Genomic DNA, 22,568 nt, shown 5'->3' on the forward strand with positions numbered 1-22,568 from the left:
CCCCTTCGAAGAGGACCGGAGGCCTGCCACGACATGCCCCAGTACGACGTCGCGTCCGCACACGGACGTTTCCAGCCCCTGCATCTCGGACACGTGGAGTACCTGCTCGCCGCGAAGGAGCGCTGCCGGTTCCTGCACGTCGGGGTGACCCAGTTCGTGCGCTCCCGGCTGGCCGGTGGTTCCGTCTCCGCACCCCACCGCGCCCTGCCGGAGAGCAATCCCTGGACCTTCTACGAGCGCCGGTCGATGATCCGGGAGGCCCTCGTCCACGAGGGAGTCCCGGCCGCGGAGTTCGACGTGATCCCCTTTCCCGTCGAGGACCTCGCCGTCCTGCCGGAGTTCCTGCCCACGGCCGTACCGGTGCTGACCACGATCTACGAGGAGTGGAACCGCGAGAAGGTCGCCATGCTGCGGAGCGTCGGCTACACCGTCGAGGTCCTGTGGGACGACCGTCCCCGCGTGTACTCGGGAACCGAGGTCAGACGCCTGGTCGCGACAGGCGACGCGCGCTTCGAGAAGATGGTGCCGGACGCCACCGTCCGGTCGATACGGAGTGGCGGGGTCCACCGCTGGACGACGGATGCCGTGACCGGCCGGCTCCCGGGTGCCGTGGAGGGCCGGCCCCCGGGTTCCGTCGGCGGCCCCCCGGACTCCGCCGCCGGCCGGACCCCGGGCTCATCCGGTGAAGGTGATCCGGCCTGAGTCGGCGGTCAGCCGGCCGACCACAGCCGATCCGGGCGGGCCCGGCAGTTCGGCGAGGACGGCGTCAAGGGCCTCGGGGGCCACGGCCAGGAGCGCACCGCCCGACGTCTGCGGATCGGTGAGCACGATCCTCTCCTCGGGCCGGAGTGCCGCCAGCCCCTCACCGCACACGTCCCGCACGTACTGCGTGTTGGTCTCGAAGGCCGAGGTGTGCGCGCCTCCCGCTGCCAGGTCCCACACCCGGTCGAGAACGGGAAGGGACGTCGGCGACAGGGTCGCACCGAGCCGGTCCCTGACGCACATCTCCTTGAGGTGGCCGAGCAGTCCGAACCCGGTCACGTCGGTCGCCGCGTGCACCGCCCCGCCCAGCGGGCCCTCGACCAGGTCGACGAGGAACGCGTTGGTCGCCGTCATGGCCTCCACCGCGGGGCCCAGCGCAGCCTCGTCGATCAGCCCCGCCCGGCAGGACGAGGTCAGGATCCCCACGCCCAGAGGCTTGGTGAGCACCAGGGCGTCGTCAGGACGGGCTCCCGAGACGAGGAGCCGCCCCGTCGCATTCGGCACACCGACCACCGCGAAGCCGAGTTTGGCCTCGGGATCGACCACCGAGTGGCCCCCGACCAGCGCGCACCCGGCGTCGGTGAGCACCGCGGCGGCGGCATCCAGCGCGTCGGCGAACTCCTCGGTGCCCGCCCCCGGGGGCACGCAGGCGACGCTCAGGGCGAAGCGGGGCACCATGCCGGCGACGTAGACGTCCGAGAGCGCGTTCGCGGCGGCGATGCGTCCGTAGTGCACGGGTGAGGGAACGACCGACGTGATGAAGTCGACGGTCAGGCCGAGGACCCGGCCGTCCCCGAGTTCCACGGCGGCGACGTCCGCCATGTAACGGGAACCGAGGTCCTGCCCGTCACCCTGCCCCGCCAGACGCGCGAACCTCTGGGCCGTCAGGGCGGGCACCTTGCGCGCGCAACCACCGCAGCGCGCGGTCTTCCAGAGTTCGGTGCGCGGAACACTCGTCGAATCCGGGTTGCTGACCATGTGGCGTACGGCTCCCATCACCTCGGGCGGAGGGGCCCACAGCGCCTCGGACCCGGCGGCCCTTCCAGCGCGGGTCCGGTACACCCGACCAGCCGATCCGGCCCCTCCGGTCGAGACGCTCCCACCCACGGGGGCCCGCCGCTGCCGGGTCCGCGCCGATTGGTGCCCGCAGGGCCCCCAACGTCTGCCACAGAAGGACCGATCGGCGGACAGCTTCCGATATCACCCAGGCGCGGACATCCTCAGACGTTGGACAGTTGACGTAGGCGGTCGGCGGCTTCGCGGAGGAGGTTCTGCTGTTTGCAGAAGGCGAAGCGGACCTGGGTGCGGCCGGCGGTGGGGTGGTCGTAGAAGACGGAGTTGGGGACGGCGACGACGCCGGCGCGTTCGGGGAGGGTGCGGCAGAAGGTCAGTGCGTCGGTGTCGGGGGCGAGGTCGGCGATGTCGGTCGTGATGAAGTAGGTGCCCTGGGGGCGGTAGACCTCGAAGCCCGCGGTGGCGAGGCCGTCGGCCAGGATGTCGCGCTTGGCCCGCAGGTCGTCGCGCAGACCGGTGAAGTACGCGTCGGGCAGCGCGAGCGCCTCGGCGGCGGCGTACTGGAACGGCCCCGAGGCGACGTAGGTGAGGAACTGTTTCGTGGTGCGCACCGCCGCGACCAACTCGGCCGGACCGGTGACCCAGCCGACCTTCCAGCCGGTGAAGGAGAAGGTCTTGCCGGCCGAGGAGATGGCGACGGTGCGCTCGCGCATGCCGGGCAGGCCGATCAGCGGGACGTGCTCGGCGCCGTCGTACGTGATGTGCTCGTAGACCTCGTCGGTGACGACCAGGAGGTCGCGTTCGACGGCCAGTTCGGCGATCGCGGTCAGCTCGTCGCGGGTCAGCACCATGCCGGTGGGGTTGTGCGGGCTGTTCAGCAGGAGCAGTCGGGTGCGCGGGGTGACCGCGTCCCGCAGGGCGTCGAGGTCCGGGCGGAAGTCGGGTGCGCGGAGCGTCAGGGGGACCCGGCCGCCGCCCGCCATGGCGACGCAGGCGGCGTAGGAGTCGTAGAACGGTTCGAAGGCGATGACCTCGTCGCCGGGTTCGAGGAGCGCGAGCATCGCGGCGGCGATGGCCTCGGTGGCGCCCGCGGTGACCAGTACCTCGGTGTCGGGATCGACGTCGAGCCCGTAGAAGCGCTTCTGGTGGCCGCTGACGGCGGCGCGCAGTTCGGGGACGCCCTGGCCGGGCGGGTACTGGTTCCCCCGGCCGTCCCGCAGTGCCCGGACGGCCGCCTCGCGGACGGACTCCGGGCCGTCGGTGTCGGGGAAGCCCTGGCCGAGGTTGATCGCCCCGGTCGACACCGCCAGCGCCGACATCTCGGCGAAGATCGTCGTGCCCAGGCCGGCCAGCCGGCGGTTCAGGAACGGGCGGCGGGCGCCTCCGGGGCCACCGGAACCCCCGGGGCCACCGGAGCGGCCCGTTCCGACCGTTCCGACCGTCCCGTCCGGCTCGCCCGCCGTGCCCGCCGCCCCGGCCGTGCCCGCCATCGCGTTCCACCCGCTCTCCACGTGCCCGCCGATCGATCAGCCGATGGTACCGGGTTGTCATATCGGAACACCTGAACTCGTAAGCGCTCCAAGGGATGGAAAGTACGCACAGATGGGTAAAAACGCTGAACGGGGAGCACGATCCGTGGTTCCGTTGGTCCCGGATCTCCTCGGGGCCTCCCGATCATCCAGATCACCCCGAATCCGCTGGGCCGAGCCAGGTCCACCGCGATCCGTGCCGAACCACCCCTGATCCACCCGGCCCCCACCGGCGCAAGCCACCGCACCTTCGCCTCGCGGCGGGGCGGGACGGCCCGTCCGCGCCGCGTGGGCGATCCCCAGCGTGCCCGCGGAGCCTCCCCATGCTCACCACCATTGACACCGCATACACGGACACCCGGGCGGGCGACCTCGCCTGGTGCCTGGACAAGGACGCGCTGCCCGCGCTCGCCACCCTCGGCGTGCGGGTCGGCGACGCCGCGGCACTCCGCGCCGATGTCGAGCTACGCCTGCTCGGTGCCTCCCACCAGGTGCTCGTCGACGCCGGCGGCGACGGCTGCTCCGAGACGGTGGCGTGCCTTCCGGGCAGCCAGGCGCCGCTGCCGTTCGGCGTCTCCCGCCGGCTCGGCACGTGGGAGTACGAGTTCGCGGCCCGCATCGAGCACCTCTCGCTCGGCTCCTTCACCGCCCGCGCCCAGGAGTTGCTCGCCCTGGTCGCCGACCACCCGCACGGCCTCGCCGGCACCTTCCCGGGCGACCCGAACGCCTTCACCGCGATGCTGGTGCAGTGCGGGGAGGGGAACGTGCGGTGGCGGACCTGGCACGCGTACCCGCAGGAGGGGCGGTTGGTGGCGACGCGGACCAAGCTGCGCGTGACGCGCTGAGCGATCCCGTCGTGCGCGGGGGTGGTTCACGGCCGCCGGTCCGTGGGCGCGGCGCGCGGGTCCGTACGGTGTGGTGCGCGAGGTGCGCGAGGTGCGTACGGTGTCGTGCGCGGGTCTCATACGGTGCGGCACGCGGGGTTCGTACGGGTGTGGCCCGGAGCCCGTACGGGACCGCACCGCGCCGGGCGCGAGCCGTACCGCACCGGGCCCTCGTCGTACCCCCGCGCGCTTCCCGGTGCCGCCATCCGCCCACCCCCACCGCCGGATTGCACCCTTGTGGGTGACCGGCGACGGAGCAAGCCTGACATAGCGTGCATTCATGCTCGACCAGCGCGGACGCCCGCAAGCCCCCCGCCAGCTCTCCTCGGCGTTGCCCGTCGCCCCGCGCGCGGCCCGCGCGCTGGTGCTCACCGCCGTCTTCGTCTGCGCCGCCTGCGGGCTGGTCTACGAACTCGAACTCGTCGCCCTCGCCTCCTACCTGGTCGGCGACTCGGTCACCCAGGCGTCGCTGGTGCTGTCGGTGATGGTCTTCGCGATGGGCTGCGGGTCGCTGCTGGCAAAACGGTTGCGCAACCACGCGGCCGCCGCCTTCGTCGCGGTCGAGTCCGCGCTCGCCCTCGTCGGCGGGCTGTCGGTGATGACGCTCTACGCCGTCTTCGCCTGGTACGGCCAGGCCAGGTTCGCCATGATCGGCTGCGCGTTCGCGATCGGCGTGCTGATCGGCGCGGAGGTCCCGCTGCTGATGACGCTCGTGCAGCGCATCCGCCGCCAGGACGCGGGCGGCGCCGTCGCCGACCTGTTCGCCGCGGACTACGTCGGCGCGCTCGTCGGCGGCCTCGCCTTCTCCTTCCTCCTGCTGCCGTTCCTGGGGCAGTTGACGGGCGCGCTCGCGACGGGCGCGGTCAACGCGGTCGCGGGCGGCGCCATCGTGCTGTGGCTCTTCCGCGGCGACCTGTCCGCGCGCGCGAGCGGCTGGCTGCTCACCGCGAATGTCGGCGTGCTCGCCCTGCTGGCCTGCGCCGCGGTCGGCGCCGCGCCGTTCGAACGCGCCGCCCGGCACGCCGTCTACGGCAGCCGGGTGCGGGTCGCCGAGCAGACCGGCGCGGAGGAGATCGTGCTGGCCGGCGGGACCGGCGTGGGCGGCGGCTCCTCCCTGCGGCTCTACGTCGACGGCGACCTCACGGTGTGCGGCCCCGACGCGACCGCCCACCACCAGGCGCTGGTGGAGCCGGCGATGGCCGGACCGCACGCCCGGGTGCTGGTCCTCGGCGGCGGCGACGGGCTCGCCCTGCGCGAAGTGCTGCGCCACCGGGGCGTGTCGGCGGTGACCGTGGTCCCGGGGGATCCCGAACTCGCCCGGCTGGGCCGCGAGGACCCCGGGCTCACCGCGCTCAACGGCCACGCCTTCGACGACCCGAGGGTGCGGGAGGTGGGCGGCGACGTGTTCGACTGGCTGCGGACGTCGGTGCGCGGACGCAGCCCCACCCGCCGCCCGTACGACGTGATCATCGAGGACCTGCCCGAACCCGGCAACTCCGACAGCGCCAAGCTCTACTCGCAGGAGTTCTACGGGCTCGCCGCACACGAACTCGCCGACGGGGGGCGGTTCGCGGTCGACGCCGGGTCCTCCACCCACACCCTGTGGACGACGGACGCGACGCTCCACGCCGTGTCGCTGAGCGGTACCCCGTACGCGATGACCGCCACACGTGCCTGTAGCGCGCCGGCCGACTGGAACTTCCTGCTGGCGGCGCCCACGTCGGCCCCGCCCCGCCTCGTGCTCCCGGCCGGCCCGTCCTCACGCCGGGTGCTCACCCTCGCGGACCTCCGTGCCGCCGAAGGCCGCGCCGACCGGACCCGCCCGGACCACCGCGTTCCGCCGTCCACGCTCCTGCGTCCGCGGATCACCGAATAGTGTGCACGAAAAGTGACGAACCGTGTTCCGGGATGTGCCAGAATTGACCTGTTGGGAAGGGTGGTTGGCGGCTCCGGAGTGACCTTGCGTCGTGGTGCCGGTGCCGGTGCCGGTGCCGGTGCCGGTGCCGAGCGGGGCGCGGGGCGCGGGGAAGGGAGGCGGCGGGTGTCGGCGCAGGACGGCCGCGGGCCCATGGTGGACAACCCGTGGCGGCGGCAGTTGGTCGCGCTGCGCGGGGATCTCCTCAAGGAGATGGACGAACTGCGCTCCCTGCTCGCGGGCTGCTGCGCTGACGTCGGCGGCGGCGAGATCTGGGTCGGCCCGGCCGCGGACGCGTGGCACGCCGAGGCCCAAGGGCGGCGGACCGACATACTCGCGCAACTCGGGCGGCTGGTGCCCCTGGTGGAGGCGGCGATCGGCACCTGCGCGGAGAAGGTCACCGTGGGCGAGGCGAAGAGCCTCCAGGTGGACCTGCTGTAACAGGTCCGCCGTATCCCGCACGCATCCGACGCGGCCCGTCGCTCCACGACTCACCCGCGGACCGCAGCGACATGGGACGGCGACACATGGGACACCCCCAGCGCGGACAGACCTTCTCCGGGATCGACCCCGACCGGCTGCCCGGTACCATCCACGCGCTCCAGAACGACACGAAACGGCTGCACGACAGCGCCACCCTCTTCCGTGCCCGCTTCGTCCGCTACGGCCTCGACACCCGTCCGCTGGACCGGCTCCTGGCCATCGCCCGCTGGGCCGACGGCGAACTGCCCATGCTCCGGCGCCGGCAACGCCTCGCCGCCGTCATCGGCGAGCACGCGTCGCAGCGCACGCTGGCCTTCCTGCCCGACGGCGCGGTCACGTCGGGCGCCGCGGCTCGCGCCACCGCCCAAGGACGCGCGCTCGCCGCGCACTTCGACCGGCAGATGGCCGACCATGACGGCGCCGTCCCCGAGGACCTCTTCGCCGCCCTGGCGGCCGGCGGCCACGACGGCGACTTCCTCCGCGGCTTCTACAGCTCCCTCGGCCCCCGCCGCCTGTCCCAACTGTCCAACTCCATGTCCGGCAGCCCCTACGACCACCGCTACGTCGACCACCCCGACCAACTCGCATACGACCGCGACGTCCTGGCCCGTACCCTCGGCGGCTTCACCCGCGTCGCCGCCGACATGAGTCCCCCGGCCGCCCAACGCGCCTTCTGGTCCGCCTGGTTCGACCGCTTCGACGACCCCGGCCAGGGGTTCCGCCCCGACCTCCTCCTCCCTCTCGTCGACAGCGGCACCTACGACGCCGGCTTCCTCGTCACCCTCGCGGACCGCGCCTTCACCACCGACGAGGTCCGCAGTGTCACCCCGCGCATGTCCGGTTCCCCCGCGGCCCCCGACCCCTGGCGCGCCGACCACTACGTCCAGCTCTTCGACGCCCTCACCAAGAACCCCCTTGCCGCAGGGCAGTTCGTGGCGCTGCGCCCCGACATCACGACCAACGCGCTCTACCCGGGCGGCGGAAGCACCACCCCTGAGCGGATCGCGGCGTTCACCGCAGCCCTCAAGGCCGCGACGACCACCCTCCGCGCCACGCATCCCGCCCTCTCCGACCGCAACACCGCGTGGCTCCTGGCCGCGAACCTCGCCCACACCCGGGACCCCGACCTCCAGACCGTCCACCCCTATCCCGCGGTCTCCCTCCTCTTCTCCGAGATCCTGGCCCAGCACTGGGACGACCTCCAGTACGCGATCACCTCCCCGGCCCAGGACGCGTTCTGGGCCGCCCCCACCTGGAGCCCAGCGGCCTTCACCCGCTCCCAGGACCCCACCCGCGACGGCCTCGAACTCCACCCCTCGGTATGGAGGGCCTTCATGGAGGAGTCCATCCGCGACCCCCACGCGGCAGCGAGCATGAGCGCGCTCTTCGAAGCGAGCAGCAGGAAACTCGTGAACGACGCCGAGACCGCCGGGGTGAGTGACGAGGACCAGGACGCGGTCACGTACCTCAGCTTTTCGAAGGGCCTGATGGACGGCTTCTACGGTGACGTCTTCGCGACGACCGAGCAGCGGCTCGGGAACGAGAGCCAGGCGTGGGCGGACGCGATGACCAGTTCACGGGAGACGCTCGTCCACGCGGCCGCCAGCCTCGCCACCGGCTCGGACGGCGCGGCCGGCTTCGTCGAGGCGAAGGGCCAGGAGATGGCCACGGGAATCCTTGAGAACTGGATTCACCAGACGGTGATGGCGACGCCCGGCGAGGCGCCCGAGGACCTGGTCGATGGGCTGAAAGGTCTTCAGGACGCGGAGTTGAGCACGACGTGGTGGGCCACGTTCGCCACTCACGCGTCCGCAATCGTGGGCACGGAGAGTTCCATCAAGAGCATCCGTCCCGTCACGGTGCAATTGCCCGGCCACGCTGCGGCCTCCACCTACACGGGCGATCCTCACGGACGCGGTGGCAGTCCTGTTCGGTACGTCACCGGGCCGTCGGATGACTTCGTCTCGGTGCTGAGGAAGTACGGCGGACCCCAAGCACTCGCGAAGATGACGCCACGCCAACTGGGTTCCTACAGCGACTGGATCGCGGATCCCGCAGTGGTGAGGAGGCTTGCAGGCCGCGGCGCGTTCGACTCGCTGCTGGGACGCGGTGTGGGGCGCGAGTCGTCCTCATGACGAGACGATCTGCCATGACAGAAACCCGGAAGGGGGATAGATGTCGCTCGGCTCGAAGGCGAACGCCACGAGATTTTCACCATTGAAATACGACCGGGCCACGCCACCCCCGCAGCGCACCTCGGGTTCGGCGTCGTTGTCGACCTCTTTCGTGTTCCAGTAGAGTTCCACCGCTCCCGTCCCCGCGCACGCCGCCTCCAGGACGTACTTCCCGGCGGGAAGCCGCGGCGTCGTCCGGCCCAGCCGCTGCCGCTTCTCGACGGCACCCGTCCAGTGGAGCCGCACCTCGGACGAGCGCGTCAGCAACGCCTCCGCCTGCCGGCGCAGCTCCCCTTCGCTCCGCGGGGGAGCGGCGGTGGGCCGGACCGGTTGCCGGGACGTGCCGCACCCGGCGGTGAGGAGGAGGACCGCGGCAGCGGTGGAGGCCACGCGGATGGCGGGGGTGCCGTACCTGGGCCGGGACATCGTCTGCTCCGCACTCCCGGAGAATTCGGGCAGAAGTGAAGGTACCGCACAGGTGTCGGTGAGGCCGGGAGGCGAGGCGGGTGGGGGCCGGTCGGGGATCAGGGGCACGGCCGGGTGGCGGAGCCGCGGGTGGGGAGGGGCGGGCGGCCGGGGGAAAACCGTACGCGGGGCCGTCAATGCGGTCCTGCGTGGGTAGGCTCCGCCGCATGGAGCACGAGTCTTTCGTCCCGACCCCGTCCGCCCGGCTGGCGGAAACGTTCCGGACCCCGGGCGCCGTGGCGTCCGCGCTGCCGGGCTGGCAGCCGGATCCGGACGCGGCCGTGGGCGAGCGCGTGGCACGGGGGCGGCTGCGGCTGCGCATCGCGGGCTCGACCATCACCTACCGCGGTTCCGTCACCGTGACCGGCGACGCGCCGCCCTTCACGCTGGAGGCGCGGGGGACGGAGGTGCGCGGCGACGGTGTGGTCGAGGTCAGCGTGCGGATCACGCCGGCGGACACGGAGGTGCCCCAGCCCGGTTCGACCCTCACCTTCCGCGGTGAGGCGACCGCGAGCGGCCGGCTCACGTCGTACGAGCCCGCCGCGGTGGAGGCGGCGGTCCGGCGCCTGCTGGATCGCTTCTCCGCGGGCATCGCCGAGCAGACTCCGCCCGCGGCCCCCGACGCCCCGGCCGCCCCCGATGACTCCCACGACTCCGACCGCTCCGACCGCTCGGGAGACTCCGAGACCTCCGCCGAGGACGGCGCCGTCGAGGGCCGCGCGCACCAGGACCGTACGGGCGAGGCAGCCGGCCCCGACGACCTCGGCTCGGACGAGCCTGTCGCCGAGGAGGAGGAACCCGACGTCGTGGACGACCTCGGCGACCCGAGCGCCGAACTGGAGGAGTTCGAACTCGTCGAGGTCGAGGTGGACGTCCCGGAAAGCGCCGCCGCCCTCGACGACCTCGTGCCCCCGGCCGAGGCGGCGCACGCGCGGCGGACGATGATCGGGCGCAGCGCCGAGGAGGTCGACCACGCACCGCCGCGCGGACGGTACGCGCCCGTGCCCGCCCCGGACGCGAGCTCGGCGGCGACGCTGCGGTGGGCGGCGCCGGCGGCCGCCGCGCTGCTGGCGTCGGCGGTCGTGGTGGGCAGGGTGCTGCGCCGCCGCAGATGACCGGGACGCGGTGCCCCGCGGTCGTGCCCCGCTGTTGTGCCCCTGCGGTTTGCGGCTCGCGGCGGCGCCTCGCGGCAGGTGAGCCGGAACGGGTGACCCGGTGCGGTGACCTGGCGGTGGACCCGGGCGAGCGCGCGTGAGCGCACGCGTCCCCGGCCGCTACGCTCGCTTCCGTGGAGACTGAAACGAAACTGACGGCGGGCGACGCCGAACTGACCCTGCGGCCCGAGCAAGGCTGCCGGATCGCCTCGCTGAAGGTCGGCGGGACCGAACTCCTGCGCCAGGGCGACAAATTCGGCGCCTTCCTGATGGTGCCGTGGTGCGGCCGTACCGAGAACGGCGTGTTCCGCAACGGCGGTGTGACCCACCAGCTCCCCGTCGACGCGCCGCCGCACGCGATCCACGGCACCGGCCGGCACTCGGTCTGGCACGAGGCGGCCCCGGCGACGGAGACCACGGCGGCCTTCTACTACGACCTCGTCGACCCGTGGCCGTACCCCGGCCGGGTGACCCACGCCGTCGAGCTGGCCCCGCACTCCGCGAAGCTGACGCTGACCGTGGAGGCGCGCGGCGACTCCTTCCCGGCGCAGGCCGGCTGGCACCCGTGGTGGCTGCGCAACCTCGGCCAGGGCGGCCAGGACGTCGAGTTGGCCTTCAGCGCCGCCTGGCAGGAGGAGCGCGGCGACAACCACCTGCCCAACGGCAACCGCATCGACCCCAAGCCCGGTCCCTGGGACGACTGCTTCGGGATGCCGGACGGCGTGGAGGTCGCCCTGAACTGGCCCGGGGAGATGACGGTGCGGGTCAGCAGCCCGAGCGAGTGGGTCGTCGTCTACACCGAACAGCCCGAGGCGGTGTGCGTGGAGCCGCAGTCCGGACCGCCCAACGGCCTGAACACGCGACCCCGCCTGGTCACCCCGATCGACCCGCTGGAGATCACCACGGTGTGGAACTGGCAGAAGGTCGGCTGACGGGACCGGAGGACCGGAGGACCGGCCGGCCGGTGCGTCGGCCCGGCGACTGGCCAACGGCGGTCGGCGACGGCCGGCGGTTCGCCCGGCGACGGCGACGGGGACCCGCTTCCGCGCCCCATGCTCGGGGCCCGCTTCCGCCCTTCTGTCCGGAACGTACCCCCATCCCTCGCTCGGCTAATCTCATCCGTATGAGCGACGTACGCACCGCCCTGCTGCGGCAGATCAAGGACAAGGCCGTCGTGCACGGCAAGGTGACTCTCTCCTCGGGTCTCGAAGCCGACTTCTACATCGACCTGCGCCGGATCACCCTGGACGGCGAGGCCGCCCCGCTCGCCGGCCAGGTGATGCTCGACCTCACCGCGGACCTGGAGTTCGACGCGGTGGGCGGCCTGACGCTGGGCGCCGACCCGGTCGCCACCTCGATGCTGCACGCGGCGGCCGCGCGCGGCCGCCGGCTCGACGCCTTCGTGGTGCGCAAGGCCACCAAGGCGCACGGCCTCCAGCGGCGGATCGAGGGCACCGAGGTCAAGGGCCGCCGCGTGCTGGTGGTCGAGGACACCTCCACCACCGGCGGCTCCCCGCTCACGGCCGTCGAGGCGGTGCGCGAGGCGGGCGGCGAGGTCGTGGCCGTCGCGGTCATCGTCGACCGGGGCGCCGCGGCGAAGGTGGCCGAGGAGGGCCTGCCGTACCTCGCGGCGTACTCCCTCGCGGACCTCGACCTGTCCTGAGCACCCGCCCGACCTGCGGATACACGGCTCCCGGGACGTTCCACGTGAAACATCCCGGGAGCCTTCGCATGTCCGCCATGCGCCCGCCGCGGTTCCGGTGTATGGCGAGGTGGTGTATTCGATCGAGTCTGGGAAGATGAGGGCGACGATGACGTCGCCACGCATGCCAGCAGTACCACCCGCACAGTCATGAGGAGCGGAAACGATGCCCATCGCAACCCCCGAGGTCTATGGCGAGATGCTCGACCGGGCGAAGGCCGGCAACTTCGCCTACCCGGCCATCAACGTCACGTCGTCGCAGACCCTGCACGCCGCGCTGCGCGGCCTCGCCGAGGCGGAGAGCGACGGCATCATCCAGATCTCCACCGGCGGCGCGGAGTTCCTGGGCGGTCAGTACAGCAAGGACATGGTGACCGGTGCGGTCGCCCTCGCCGAGTTCGCGCACATCGTCGCCGAGAAGTACCCGGTCACGGTCGCGCTGCACACCGACCACTGCCCCAAGGACAAGCTCGACGGGTACGTCCGTCCGCTGCTGAAGATCTCCCAGGAGCGGGTGGCCGCCGGCCGTAACCCGCTCTTCCAGTCCCACATGTGGGACGGCTCCGCCGAGACGCTGGACGACAACCTCGCCATCGCCAAGGAGCTGCTGGCCGAGGCGGTCAAGGCGAAGATCATCCTGGAGATGGAGATCACCCCGACCGGCGGCGAGGAGGACGGCGTCTCCCACGAGATCAACGACTCCCTCTACACCACCGTCGACGACGCCTTCCGCACCGTCGAGGCCGTCGGCCTCGGCGAGCACGGCCGCTACCTGCTGGCCGCCTCCTTCGGCAACGTGCACGGCGTGTACAAGCCGGGCAACGTGGTGCTGCGCCCGGGCATCCTCCGCGAGCTGCAGGACGCGGTGGCCCAGAAGTACGGCAAGGCCGACGCGTTCGACTTCGTCTTCCACGGCGGCTCCGGCTCGACGATCGACGAGATCAACGAGGCGCTGGAGAACGGCGTGGTGAAGATGAACATTGACACCGACCTCCAGTACGCGTTCACCCGCCCCGTCGCCGGGCACATGTTCAGCAACTACGACGGTGTGCTGAAGGTCGACGGCGAGGTCGGCAACAAGAAGGCGTACGACCCGCGGGTGTGGGGCAAGGCCGCCGAGGCCGGGATGGCCGCGCGCGTCGTCGTCGCCGCCCAGGACCTGCGCTCGGCGGGCAACCGCCGCAAGTAGCCGGTCCGGCGCGCCGGACGGCGCGCGGTACGGCGCCTTCCGCGCTCGATCGAGGCCCCCGGCACCTGCCGGGGGCCTTGCGCGTGGCCGCTCGGGCAGACTGGAGCCCATGGCCAATCACGAGAACCTGCTCGGGGGTCCCGCCCCCACCCACCTGCCCGACGACCCGGAGCCGCGCGAGCTGCTGGCCTCCGGCGCCGCACCCTCCGAGGTGGCGGCGAAGTACCCCTCCTCCTCGCTCGCCTGGGCACAGCTCGCCGACGACGCGTTCGAGGGCGGCCGGGTGGTGGAGTCCTACGCGTACGCCCGGACCGGCTACCACCGCGGCCTGGACGCCCTGCGCAGGGCCGGCTGGCGCGGCCACGGCCCCGTCCCGTTCGAGCACGAGCCGAACCGCGGCTTCCTGCGTGCCCTGCACGCGCTGGCCCGGGCCGCGCAGGGGATCGGGGAGCAGGACGAGTACGAGCGCTGCACGGCCTTCCTGCGGGACAGCTCGCCGACCGCCGCCGACACGCTGGGCTGACCCCGCGCCCGCCCCTGCTCGGGCCCGCGCGGTAGGTCCACGTCCGCGCGCCCCGAGCCCGCCGGTCCGCCCGCGCCCCGGTCCGGAGCCGGGCGGACCACGGCGGACCAGCCGGACGGCTCCGGGGCCCGCCACCGCGGGCCCCGGTCACGCCGCCCCCGCTCCCGCCCCGGTCACGCCGCCCCTCCACCGCGGCGACCTGTCGGCCCTTGCCGGATCCCTCCGCACCGCAGATGATCGCCGCACAGGCCCGGCGACCCCGGGGCACGATGGAGGTAGAACCATGTCCGACGCACCGATCGACGAGGCGGCGACCCCGAACCTCGCGTTCGAAGGCAGCACGCCCTACGAGGACTACGTGCAGGCGTCCGTCCTCACCCACCTGCAGCACCCGCTCTCCGACGACCCCGGGGAGATGGCCTTCCTCGTCACCACCCAGGTGATGGAGCTGTGGTTCACCCTGCTCGTCCACGAGTGGACCACCGCGGCCGCCGCACTGCGGCAGGACGACCTGGCCAGGACCACCGCCGCGCTGCGCCGCAGCCTGCCCCAGCTCGAGTCCCTCAACGCCTCCTGGAAACCGATCGCGCACCTCACCCCCGCGCAGTTCAACGCCTACCGGTCCGCCCTCGGCGAGGGCTCGGGCTTCCAGTCCGCGATGTACCGTCGCCTGGAGTTCCTGCTCGGCGACAAGTCCGCGTCCATGATCGTGCCGCATCGCGGCACCCCCGGCGCGCACGCCGAGCTGGAGAAGGCCCTCACCGAGCCGAGCCTCTACGACGAGGTGCTGCGGCTCCTGGCCCGCCGCGGATACGACCTGCCCGCCGCCGTGCTCGACCGCGACCCGGCGCTGCGCTACGAACCGCACCCCGAGGTCGAGGCGGTCTGGCAGGCCGTCTACGCCGACGAGGACCAGGACACCGACCTGATCCGGCTCGGCGAACTGCTCACCGACGTCGCCGAACTCGTCTGGCGATGGCGCAACGACCACCTGGTGGCGACCCGACGCGCGATGGGCGCCAAAGCCGGCACCGGCGGCTCGGCGGGGGTGGCCTGGCTGGAGAAGCGCGCCGCCAAGAACGTCTTCCCCGAGCTGTGGACGGCGCGCAGCCATGTCTGAGCTTCCCGCCGCCGTCGCCCCGGACGCCCTCGCCGCTCGCGCCGCCGCCCTCGACGCGGCCGATCCGCTCGCGCACGTCAGGGACCGTTTCGCCCTCGGGGACACGTCCCGCGCCGATGCCGCCGATGCCGCCGATGCCGCCGAAGCCGGCGCAGGAGGCGAAGCCGGCGAAGGGCGCGAAGGGCGCGAAGGCGGTGCAGCGGGCGGGGCAGCAGGTGAGGGAGCCGGGGCGGTCGGGCGGGCCCCCGTCTACCTCGACGGCAACTCGCTGGGCGCCCTGCCCACCACCGTGCTGCCGCGGCTGGCCGACGTCGTCGCGCGGGAGTGGGGCGAGCTGCGCATCCGCTCCTGGGAGGAGAGCGGCTGGTGGACGGCACCCGAACGCATCGGCGACCGGATCGCCCCGCTGGTCGGCGCCGCGCCCGGCCAGGTCGTGGTCGGCGACTCCACCAGCGTCAACGTCTTCAAGGCGCTGGTCGCCGCCGTCCGCATGGCGCCCCAGGGACGCGACGAGATCCTGGTCGACGCCGCCACCTTCCCCACCGACGGCTACATCGCGCAGTCCGCCGCGCGCCTGACCGGCCGCACCCTGAGGGCCGTGCCCGCCGACGGGATCGCGCGAGCGGCGTCCGACCGTACCGCCGTCGCCCTCGTCAACCACGTCGACTACCGCACCGGCCGGCTGCACGACCTGCGCGGTGTCACCGCCGCCCTGCACGCGGCCGGCGCCCTCGCCGTGTGGGACCTGTGCCACAGCGCGGGCGCCCTGCCGGTCGCCCTCGACGCCGACGGCGTGGACCTCGCGGTCGGCTGCACCTACAAGTACCTCAACGGCGGTCCGGGCGCGCCCGCCTACCTCTACGTGCGGGCCGAGCACCAGCCGCGCTTCGACTCCCCGCTGCCCGGTTGGAACTCCCACGCCGACCCCTTCGGCATGGCCCCCGGCTACGTGGCCGCGCAGGGCCCGGCGCGCGGTCGCGTTGGCACACCGGAGATCCTGTCGCTGCTCGCGCTGGACGCGGCCCTCGACGCCTGGGAGGGCGTCGCACTCGCCGACGTGCGGGCCAAGAGCCTCGCGCTGACCGACTTCTTCCTGGAGTGCGTGGCCGCGACCGCCCCCGCCGGCCGCCTGGAGTCCGTGACGCCCGAGGCGCACGCGGAACGGGGCAGCCAGGTGTCGCTGCGCTGCGTGGACGCCGGCGAGGTGATGCGCGAGCTGACCGCACGCGGCGTCGTCGGCGACTTCCGGCGGCCCGACGTGCTGCGCTTCGGTTTCACCCCGCTCTACACCCGCTACGCGGACGCCTGGCGGGCCGCCCGGGTGCTGGCCGACATCCTCGTCGAACGCGACACCGCGGCCGGCACCGCCGACACCGCTGACCTCTCCGCCGACCCCGGCGTCCTCCCGGGCGCCGGCACCGAGACCCGACCCGAAGGCCAGCCCGAGGGCGACCGCGAAGGGACCCCATAACCGATGACCGCTGCCGCGCCACGCAGTCCCTCGCCGCCTCCCGCCGACCAGGCGGCGGCCGAGGAGGCATCGGCGCTCGGCCACGCCCCCGTGCCCCCGGACGCCACGGCGCGCTACGGCGACGACCCGGACCAGGTGGTCGACTTCTACCGGCCCGCCGCCGGGAGCGCTCGCCCGGCGCCCCTGGTCGCCCTGTTGCACGGCGGCGCCTGGCGGGCCGCCTACGACCGCGCCCACGTCTCCCCGCTCGCCGCGCACCTCGCGGCGCGCGGCCTCGCGGTGGCCTCGGTCGAGTACCGCCGCGGCGGTCAGGACGGCGCCGCACCCGGACCGCGGACACCTGGCGGCCAGGCGGGCGGCGGCGGGCGGCCGTCCTCCGCGCCGGCCCGGGCCGCCGAGCCCGCGCCTGCGCCCGCCGGCCGCTGGCCCGACACCTTCGACGACGTCGCCGCCGCGCTCGACGCCCTGCCGTCGCTCGCCCGCGCGGCCCTGGGCGAGGACACCGTCGATCCCCGGCGTGTCGTGGTCACCGGACACAGCGCGGGCGGGCACCTCGCGCTGTGGGCCGCCGCCCGCCACCTGCTGCCCGCGGGCTCCCCCTGGCACCGCTCCGCTCCTCCCGCCCTCCGCGGCGTGGTGGCCCTCGCTCCCGTCGCCGACTTCACCTCGGCGATCCGGCTCGGGGTCTGCTCCGGGGCGGTGCTCGGCCTCCTCGGCGGCCCCGAGCACGCCACCGACCGCCTGCCCCACACCGACCCGGCGGCGCTGCTCCCCACCGGCATCGCCACCACCCTCGTGCACGGCACCGCCGACACCGTGGTTCCGCCCCAGGTCAGCGCGGCCTTCGCGCGCGCGGCCGGGGCGGCGGGGGAGGAGCCCACCGTGGCGTGGCTGCCGGGCACCGGGCACTTCCCGCTGATCGACCCGACGAGCGGCGCGTGCGCGGCCGTGGTCGAGGAGATCGCCCAGCTCGCCTGGTGAAGCCGCCGGCCCGCGCGACGGGGCCGGCCCGAACCCGGTCGGCAAGGACCGACCGGCGGGTACGGGTGGGCGCCTACCGGTCGGCGGGAGCGGTCCGGCGGGCGGGGAAACGGACCCCGGACACGGCGAAGCGGCCCCCGACGGGGGCCGCTTCGCCGGAAACGATCGGGTGCCGGCCTACCGGCTGCGCTTCGCCAGGCGCTCCACGTCGAGGAGGATGACCGCGCGGGCCTCCAGCCGCAGCCAGCCCCGCCCGGCGAAGTCGGCGAGCGCCTTGTTCACGGTCTCGCGGGAGGCGCCGACGAGCTGCGCCAGCTCCTCCTGCGTGAGGTCGTGCACCACGTGGATGCCCTCCTCGGACTGCACGCCGAACCGGCGGGACAGGTCCAGCAGGGCCTTGGCCACGCGGCCGGGCACGTCGGAGAAGACCAGGTCGGACATGACGTCGTTGGTGCGGCGCAGGCGGCGGGCGACCGCGCGCAGCAGCGCCGTGGAGACCTCGGGGCGCACGTTCAGCCAGGGCTGGAGGTCGCCGTGGCCCAGGCCGAGGAGCTTCACCTCGGTCAGCGCGGTGCCGGTGGCGGTGCGCGGGCCGGGGTCGAAGAGCGACAGCTCCCCGATCAGCTCGCCGGGACCCACCACGGCCAGCATGTTCTCCCGGCCGTCGGGCGAGGTGCGGTGCAGCTTCACCTTGCCCTCGGTCACGACGTACAGCCGGTCCCCGGGGTCGCCCTCGTGGAACAGCGCGTCGCCACGCGCCAGCGTGACCTCGGTCATGGAGGCACGCAGTTCAGCGGCCTGCTCGTCGTCGAGCGCCGCGAAAAGCGGGGCACGGCGCAGAACGTCGTCCACGAGCTCTCTCCTTGTCGACTGTCGACATCACCGGGTTGTCAGCCGGGCTGTCCCCATGATGCATGACACGGGAAACAGTGCGATCAATCACAAGTTTGTCTTATGTGTGCGCGCCGCCGTGCCCCGGGGGTCCGATTGGCGGTCGGAATTGCGTGGTTAGGGGCGGCGCGGAGGCCGAACGGGTGGCGGCCACCGGGGGTTCTGCTGTCAGCGAACACGCCGCCCGGGACCGTTCCGCGGGGCGTCGCTGTGACCGGCCCCACGTTGTCCGGCCTTCGGCGTAGCCTTCGTGCATGGCAGAGAGCAAGGTCGGCAAGGCCCCCCGAGTGGAGTCCCAGGTCGCGAAGGTCCGCAGGGCCCGCCGGATCAACCGCGAGCTCGCCGAGGTGTATCCGTACGCCCATCCGGAGCTGGACTTCGAGAATCCGTTCCAGCTCCTGATCGCCACGGTGCTGTCCGCGCAGACCACCGATCTGCGGGTGAACCAGACGACCCCCGCGCTGTTCGCGAAGTACCCCACGGCCGCGGACATGGCGGCGGCCGACCCGGCGGACCTGGAGCAGATCCTGCGCCCCACCGGCTTCTTCCGGGCCAAGACGCGGTCCGTGCTGGGCCTGTCGGCCGCGCTGCGCGACGAGTTCGGCGGCGAGGTGCCCGGCCGTCTCGCGGACCTGACGAAACTGCCCGGCGTGGGCCGCAAGACCGCCAACGTGGTGCTGGGCAACGCGTTCGGCGTGCCCGGCATCACCGTGGACACCCACTTCGGCCGGCTCTCGCGCCGGTTCGGCTGGTCCACCTCGCAGGACCCGGAGGAGGTCGAGCGGGACGTGGCCGCGCTCTTCCCCAAGTCGGACTGGACGATGCTGTCGCACCGCGTCGTCTTCCACGGCCGCCGGATGTGCCACGCCCGCAAGCCCGCCTGCGGGGTGTGCCCGATCGCGGCCCTCTGCCCGTCGTACGGCGAGGGCGAGACGGACCCGGAGAAGGCGACGAAGCTGCTGAAGTACGAGAAGGGCGGCTTCCCCGGGCAGCGGCTGAACCCGCCACCGGACTACCCGGGCCAACCCGCGCCGCCGTTGGGCGCCTCATGACGCAGTCCTGGGAGGCCGGCGCGCCGAAGGTGGACGTCAGCGCCGGCGGGCTGCCCGGGTGGCTGGAGCCGGTGGCCGCGGCGGCCGTCACCATGCGGCCCGAGCAGCTCAGCCGGTTCCTGCTGCCCGACGGCGGCGGCCGGCAGTCGGCCGTCCTCGTGCTGTTCGGCGAGGGCGACCGGGGGCCGGACCTGCTGCTGATCGAGCGGTCCGCGGCGCTGCGCGCGCACGCCGGCCAGCCGTCCTTCCCGGGCGGCGCCCTCGACCCGGAGGACGGCGACCCGGAGGGGGAGGGCCCGCTGCGCGCCGCGCTGCGCGAGGCCGAGGAGGAGACCGGGCTGGACCCGGCGGGAGTGCAGGTGTTCGGGGTGCTGCCGCGGCTGTACATCCCGGTGAGCGGCTTCGTGGTCACCCCGGTGCTGGGCTGGTGGCGCGAGCCGAGCCCGGTCCGGGCGGTCGACCCCGCGGAGACCGCGCGCGTCTTCCGGGTCCCCGTGACGGATCTCACCGACCCGGCCAACCGTGCGACCCTCGTGCACCCCAGCGGTTTCCGCGGCTCGGCCTTCCTCGTCCAAGGCGCCCTGGTGTGGGGGTTCACCGCGGGCATCATCGACAAGTTGCTGCACTACGCGGGCTGGGAGCGGCCCTGGGACCGGGACCGGACCGTCCCGCTCGGCTAGCGACGGGCAGCGCCGTAAGGCCCCACGCGCTCAGGCCGACGTGAGACCGTGTTCCCCGTGAACGTGCTGGACATCCTGCTCATCCTCGCCGCCCTGTGGTTCGCCGTGATCGGCTACCGGCAGGGTTTCGTCGTCGGCGTCATGTCGGTGATCGGCTTCCTCGGCGGCGGCCTGGCCGCGGTCTACCTCCTGCCGCTGCTGTGGGACAAGGCGACGGACGACGCGACCCCCGGTTCGGTCGCGGTGATGTCCGCGGTCGTGATCGTGATCGTGTGCGCCTCGGTGGGGCAGGCGCTCACCACGCACCTGGGCAACAAGGCCCGCACCCGCATCACCTGGTCCCCGGCCAGAGCCCTGGACGCGAGCGGCGGCGCGCTGGTCAACGTGCTGGCGATGCTGCTGGTGGCCTGGCTGATCGGCAGCGCGCTGGCGACCACGACGCTGCCGACGATAGGGCGCGAGGTGCGGTCGTCGAGGGTGCTGATCGGGGTGTCCCGGGTGATGCCGCAGTCGGCCGACTCCTGGTTCGACGACTTCAGCGACACCCTCGCGCAGAACGGCCTGCCGCAGGTCTTCGGCACGTTCGGCTCCGAGCCGATCACGTCGGTGCCCGCGCCGGACCCCGCGCTGGTCGGCAGTCAGGCGGTGGCCGACACCCGCGGCAGCATCGTCAAGGTCGTCGGCACCGCCCCGAGCTGCGGGAAGGTGCTGGAGGGCTCGGGGTTCGTCTTCGCCAAGGACCGGGTGATGACCAACGCCCACGTCGTCGGCGGCGTCTCCGAGCCCACCGTGCAGATCGGCGGCAAGGGTCGGCTGCACGACGCCCGGGTGGTCCTCTACGACTGGCAGCGCGACATCGCCGTGCTCGACGTGCCCGGGCTGGACGCGCCCCCGCTGCAGTTCACCCCGCAGGCCGAGCAGAGCAGGGACGACGCGATCGTGGCCGGGTTCCCCGAGAACGGACCCTTCGACGTGCGCGCCGCCCGGATCCGGGACCGCATCAAGGCCAGCGGACCCGACATCTACCACCGTGGCACCGTGCACCGCGACGTGTACTCGCTGTACGCGACGGTCCGGGCGGGCAACTCCGGCGGCCCGCTGCTGACCACCGGCGGGCAGGTGGCCGGGGTCGTCTTCGCCAAGTCCCTGGACGACTCGAACACCGGCTACGCGCTCACCGCCGCCGAGGTGGCGCCGGACGTGACGGCCGGGCGTACCGCGGAACGGCAGGTCAGCACGCAGGGCTGCGCGCTGTGACGGTGAACGGGGGAGCCGTCCTCATTCCCTCACATGGCGCAACCGCGCGCTGACCCAGCGGGCCCGCCGGCCGAGTATGCGGGGAATGCCGAGGCGACCGGCCCCGGCGGGCAGCAGCGTCACCCGGACGGACCGGTCGGCGGCTGCGGAGCTTCGGTGAGTGCGTGAAACGTCACGGTAGTCGTGCGTCGAACCCATAAGGAGCTACGTGCCCGCACCACCCGGTCGGTAATCGCGTTGCGGTCGTCCGATTGGCTTATGCGCCCGGCAATTTGACGATCATGCGATGGTCGTACCGGTGGGGCTCATCGATCCGGTTCCGGGTCCCTGAGCCAGTTGACCAGCTCGGTGGAGAAGGCCACCGGGTCCTCCTCGTGCGGGAAGTGCCCGAGGCCGTCGAAGAGCCGCCAGCGGTAGGGCGCCTCGACGTACTCCCCGCTGCCCGCCACGTTCCTGGTGCCGATCGCGGGGTCGAGCGAGCCGTGCATCTGGAGGGTGGGCACCCGGACCGGGCGCTTCATCCGGCGGTTGAACTGGAGGCCGTCCGGCCGGGCCATCGACCGCACCATCCAGCGGAACGGCTCGACCGCGCAGTGGGCCGTGGACGGGATCCGCATCGCCTCGCGGTAGACGTCGATAGCCTCCTCGTCCAGCGGCTGCGGCCCCGACCAGTCCCGGATCAGCCGGCCGACCATCGCCGCGTCGTCGGCGACGAGTTGCCGCTCGGGCACCCAGGGGCGCTGGAAGCCCCAGACGTAGCCGCCGGCCCTGCTCTGCCGCAGGTCGGTGAGCATCGAGGTCCGCCAGCGCCGCGGGTGGGGCATCGAGCACACCACCAGGCGTCGTACCAGCTTCGGCCGCATCGCGGCGGCGGTCCAGGCCAGGTAGCCGCCCAGGTCGTGGCCGACCACCGCGGCGTCCGGCTCGCCGAGCGAACGGATCACGCCGGTCACGTCGAGCGCCAGGTTGCCCGGGTCGTAGCCCCGGGGCGTACGGTCGCTGCCGCCGACCCCGCGCAGGTCCATCGCGACCGCGCGGAAGCCGGCGTCGGCGAGCGCGGTCAACTGGTGCCGCCAGGCCCACCAGAACTGCGGGAAGCCGTGCAGGAGCAGTACGAGTGGGCCGTCACCGGCTTCGGCGATGTGGAAGCGGGCGCCGTTCGCGGCCACGTCGCGGTGGGTCCAGGGGCCGTCGAGGCGTGGAACCTGGCCGCTGACGCGGGGGGCGGGGCCGGGCCCGGGGCCGAGGTCGGGCCCGGGGCCCGGATCGGGCCGACGGGGTTGGCTGGGCGACGACCCGGCGGGGAGGCTCATGGGGACGAG

The 22,568-nt window shown here is 73.4% G+C and carries 21 protein-coding genes; 16 read left to right on the forward strand and 5 right to left on the reverse strand.

Features of this window, described 5'->3' with window-relative positions:
• Window positions 1–33 precede the first annotated feature (33 nt).
• Window positions 34–702 carry an adenylyltransferase/cytidyltransferase family protein gene (locus RVR_RS19835; protein WP_202235125.1) on the forward strand — a complete coding sequence of 223 codons (669 nt, stop codon included), beginning with the start codon at window positions 34–36 and terminating at the stop codon, window positions 700–702.
• Here the strand turns inward: RVR_RS19835 and selD are convergent.
• Both selD and RVR_RS19845 read right to left on the reverse strand, forming a co-directional pair.
• The gene (gene selD / locus RVR_RS19840; RefSeq protein WP_202235126.1) at window positions 676–1,740 is read right to left on the reverse strand and encodes a selenide, water dikinase SelD; all 1,065 of its coding nucleotides are present in this window, start codon (window positions 1,738–1,740) and stop codon (window positions 676–678) included. The genes RVR_RS19835 and selD overlap by 27 nt on opposite strands.
• Before the next feature lie 242 nt (window positions 1,741–1,982).
• A complete protein-coding gene (locus RVR_RS19845) occupies window positions 1,983–3,266 on the reverse strand; it encodes a pyridoxal phosphate-dependent aminotransferase (RefSeq protein ID WP_202235127.1) in 1,284 nt (427 codons plus the stop codon).
• Between the two features lie 362 nt (window positions 3,267–3,628).
• On the opposite strand from RVR_RS19845, the gene RVR_RS19850 reads away from it, so the two are divergent.
• The 4 genes from RVR_RS19850 to RVR_RS19870 all read left to right on the forward strand — a co-directional run bounded on the left by RVR_RS19850 (window position 3,629) and on the right by RVR_RS19870 (window position 8,722).
• The gene (locus tag RVR_RS19850) at window positions 3,629–4,150 is read left to right on the forward strand and encodes a DUF2617 family protein (protein ID WP_202235128.1); all 522 of its coding nucleotides are present in this window, start codon (window positions 3,629–3,631) and stop codon (window positions 4,148–4,150) included.
• Between the two features lie 319 nt (window positions 4,151–4,469).
• Window positions 4,470–6,065 carry a polyamine aminopropyltransferase gene (locus RVR_RS19855; protein WP_202235129.1) on the forward strand — a complete coding sequence of 532 codons (1,596 nt, stop codon included), beginning with the start codon at window positions 4,470–4,472 and terminating at the stop codon, window positions 6,063–6,065.
• Between the two features lie 165 nt (window positions 6,066–6,230).
• Window positions 6,231–6,545: a hypothetical protein gene (locus tag RVR_RS19865; RefSeq protein WP_202239699.1), complete on the forward strand. Its 315-nt coding sequence runs from the start codon at window positions 6,231–6,233 to the stop codon at window positions 6,543–6,545.
• An 86-nt stretch (window positions 6,546–6,631) separates the two neighbouring features.
• The gene (locus tag RVR_RS19870; protein ID WP_202235130.1) at window positions 6,632–8,722 is read left to right on the forward strand and encodes a hypothetical protein; all 2,091 of its coding nucleotides are present in this window, start codon (window positions 6,632–6,634) and stop codon (window positions 8,720–8,722) included.
• Here the strand turns inward: RVR_RS19870 and RVR_RS19875 are convergent.
• Complete coding sequence (locus RVR_RS19875; protein WP_202235131.1) at window positions 8,717–9,187, reverse strand: DUF6023 family protein; 471 nt, start codon at window positions 9,185–9,187, stop codon at window positions 8,717–8,719. The two genes, RVR_RS19870 and RVR_RS19875, sit on opposite strands and share 6 nt — an antisense overlap.
• 206 nt (window positions 9,188–9,393) lie before the next feature.
• Between RVR_RS19875 and RVR_RS19880 the strand changes: the two genes are divergently transcribed.
• The 8 genes from RVR_RS19880 to RVR_RS19915 all read left to right on the forward strand — a co-directional run bounded on the left by RVR_RS19880 (window position 9,394) and on the right by RVR_RS19915 (window position 17,366).
• The gene (locus tag RVR_RS19880) at window positions 9,394–10,341 is read left to right on the forward strand and encodes an SRPBCC family protein (RefSeq protein ID WP_202235132.1); all 948 of its coding nucleotides are present in this window, start codon (window positions 9,394–9,396) and stop codon (window positions 10,339–10,341) included.
• Window positions 10,342–10,514: 173 nt separating this feature from the next.
• On the forward strand, window positions 10,515–11,312 hold the full coding sequence (locus RVR_RS19885) for an aldose epimerase family protein (RefSeq protein WP_202235133.1): 798 nt from the start codon (window positions 10,515–10,517) through the stop codon (window positions 11,310–11,312).
• Window positions 11,313–11,503: 191 nt separating this feature from the next.
• A complete protein-coding gene (gene pyrE, locus RVR_RS19890; protein ID WP_202235134.1) occupies window positions 11,504–12,043 on the forward strand; it encodes an orotate phosphoribosyltransferase in 540 nt (179 codons plus the stop codon).
• Window positions 12,044–12,248: 205 nt separating this feature from the next.
• Window positions 12,249–13,271 carry a class II fructose-bisphosphate aldolase gene (gene fbaA, locus RVR_RS19895; protein ID WP_202235135.1) on the forward strand — a complete coding sequence of 341 codons (1,023 nt, stop codon included), beginning with the start codon at window positions 12,249–12,251 and terminating at the stop codon, window positions 13,269–13,271.
• 109 nt (window positions 13,272–13,380) lie between these two features.
• Complete coding sequence (locus RVR_RS19900; protein WP_202235136.1) at window positions 13,381–13,794, forward strand: DUF3151 domain-containing protein; 414 nt, start codon at window positions 13,381–13,383, stop codon at window positions 13,792–13,794.
• A 283-nt stretch (window positions 13,795–14,077) separates the two neighbouring features.
• On the forward strand, window positions 14,078–14,914 hold the full coding sequence (locus tag RVR_RS19905) for a tryptophan 2,3-dioxygenase family protein (RefSeq protein WP_202235137.1): 837 nt from the start codon (window positions 14,078–14,080) through the stop codon (window positions 14,912–14,914).
• Window positions 14,907–16,385 carry a kynureninase gene (gene kynU, locus RVR_RS19910; RefSeq protein ID WP_202235138.1) on the forward strand — a complete coding sequence of 493 codons (1,479 nt, stop codon included), beginning with the start codon at window positions 14,907–14,909 and terminating at the stop codon, window positions 16,383–16,385. Before RVR_RS19905 ends, kynU begins: the two co-directional genes overlap by 8 nt.
• Window positions 16,386–16,388: 3 nt before the next feature.
• Entirely contained in the window at window positions 16,389–17,366 is a 978-nt protein-coding gene (locus RVR_RS19915) for an alpha/beta hydrolase family protein (RefSeq protein WP_202235139.1), read from the forward strand.
• Window positions 17,367–17,543: 177 nt separating this feature from the next.
• Here the strand turns inward: RVR_RS19915 and RVR_RS19920 are convergent, their stop codons facing one another.
• Window positions 17,544–18,218, reverse strand: a complete 675-nt coding sequence (locus RVR_RS19920; protein WP_103890795.1) for a Crp/Fnr family transcriptional regulator — start codon at window positions 18,216–18,218, stop codon at window positions 17,544–17,546.
• 293 nt (window positions 18,219–18,511) lie between these two features.
• Here RVR_RS19920 and nth point away from each other — a divergent pair, with 293 nt between their 5' ends.
• The 3 genes from nth to RVR_RS19935 are packed head-to-tail and all read left to right on the forward strand — an operon-like array spanning window position 18,512 to window position 21,246.
• The gene (gene nth, locus RVR_RS19925) at window positions 18,512–19,309 is read left to right on the forward strand and encodes an endonuclease III (RefSeq protein ID WP_202235140.1); all 798 of its coding nucleotides are present in this window, start codon (window positions 18,512–18,514) and stop codon (window positions 19,307–19,309) included.
• Window positions 19,306–19,989: an NUDIX hydrolase gene (locus RVR_RS19930; RefSeq protein WP_202235141.1), complete on the forward strand. Its 684-nt coding sequence runs from the start codon at window positions 19,306–19,308 to the stop codon at window positions 19,987–19,989. Before nth ends, RVR_RS19930 begins: the two co-directional genes overlap by 4 nt.
• Window positions 19,990–20,046: 57 nt before the next feature.
• Complete coding sequence (locus RVR_RS19935) at window positions 20,047–21,246, forward strand: MarP family serine protease (RefSeq protein WP_202235142.1); 1,200 nt, start codon at window positions 20,047–20,049, stop codon at window positions 21,244–21,246.
• 305 nt (window positions 21,247–21,551) lie between these two features.
• On the opposite strand, the gene RVR_RS19940 is transcribed toward RVR_RS19935, so the two are convergent.
• On the reverse strand, window positions 21,552–22,559 hold the full coding sequence (locus RVR_RS19940; protein ID WP_202235143.1) for an alpha/beta fold hydrolase: 1,008 nt from the start codon (window positions 22,557–22,559) through the stop codon (window positions 21,552–21,554).
• Window positions 22,560–22,568: the final 9 nt, after the last annotated feature.

Origin of the sequence: Streptomyces sp. SN-593 (genome assembly GCF_016756395.1) — a bacterium.
GTDB classification, from domain to species: domain Bacteria; phylum Actinomycetota; class Actinomycetes; order Streptomycetales; family Streptomycetaceae; genus Actinacidiphila; species Actinacidiphila reveromycinica.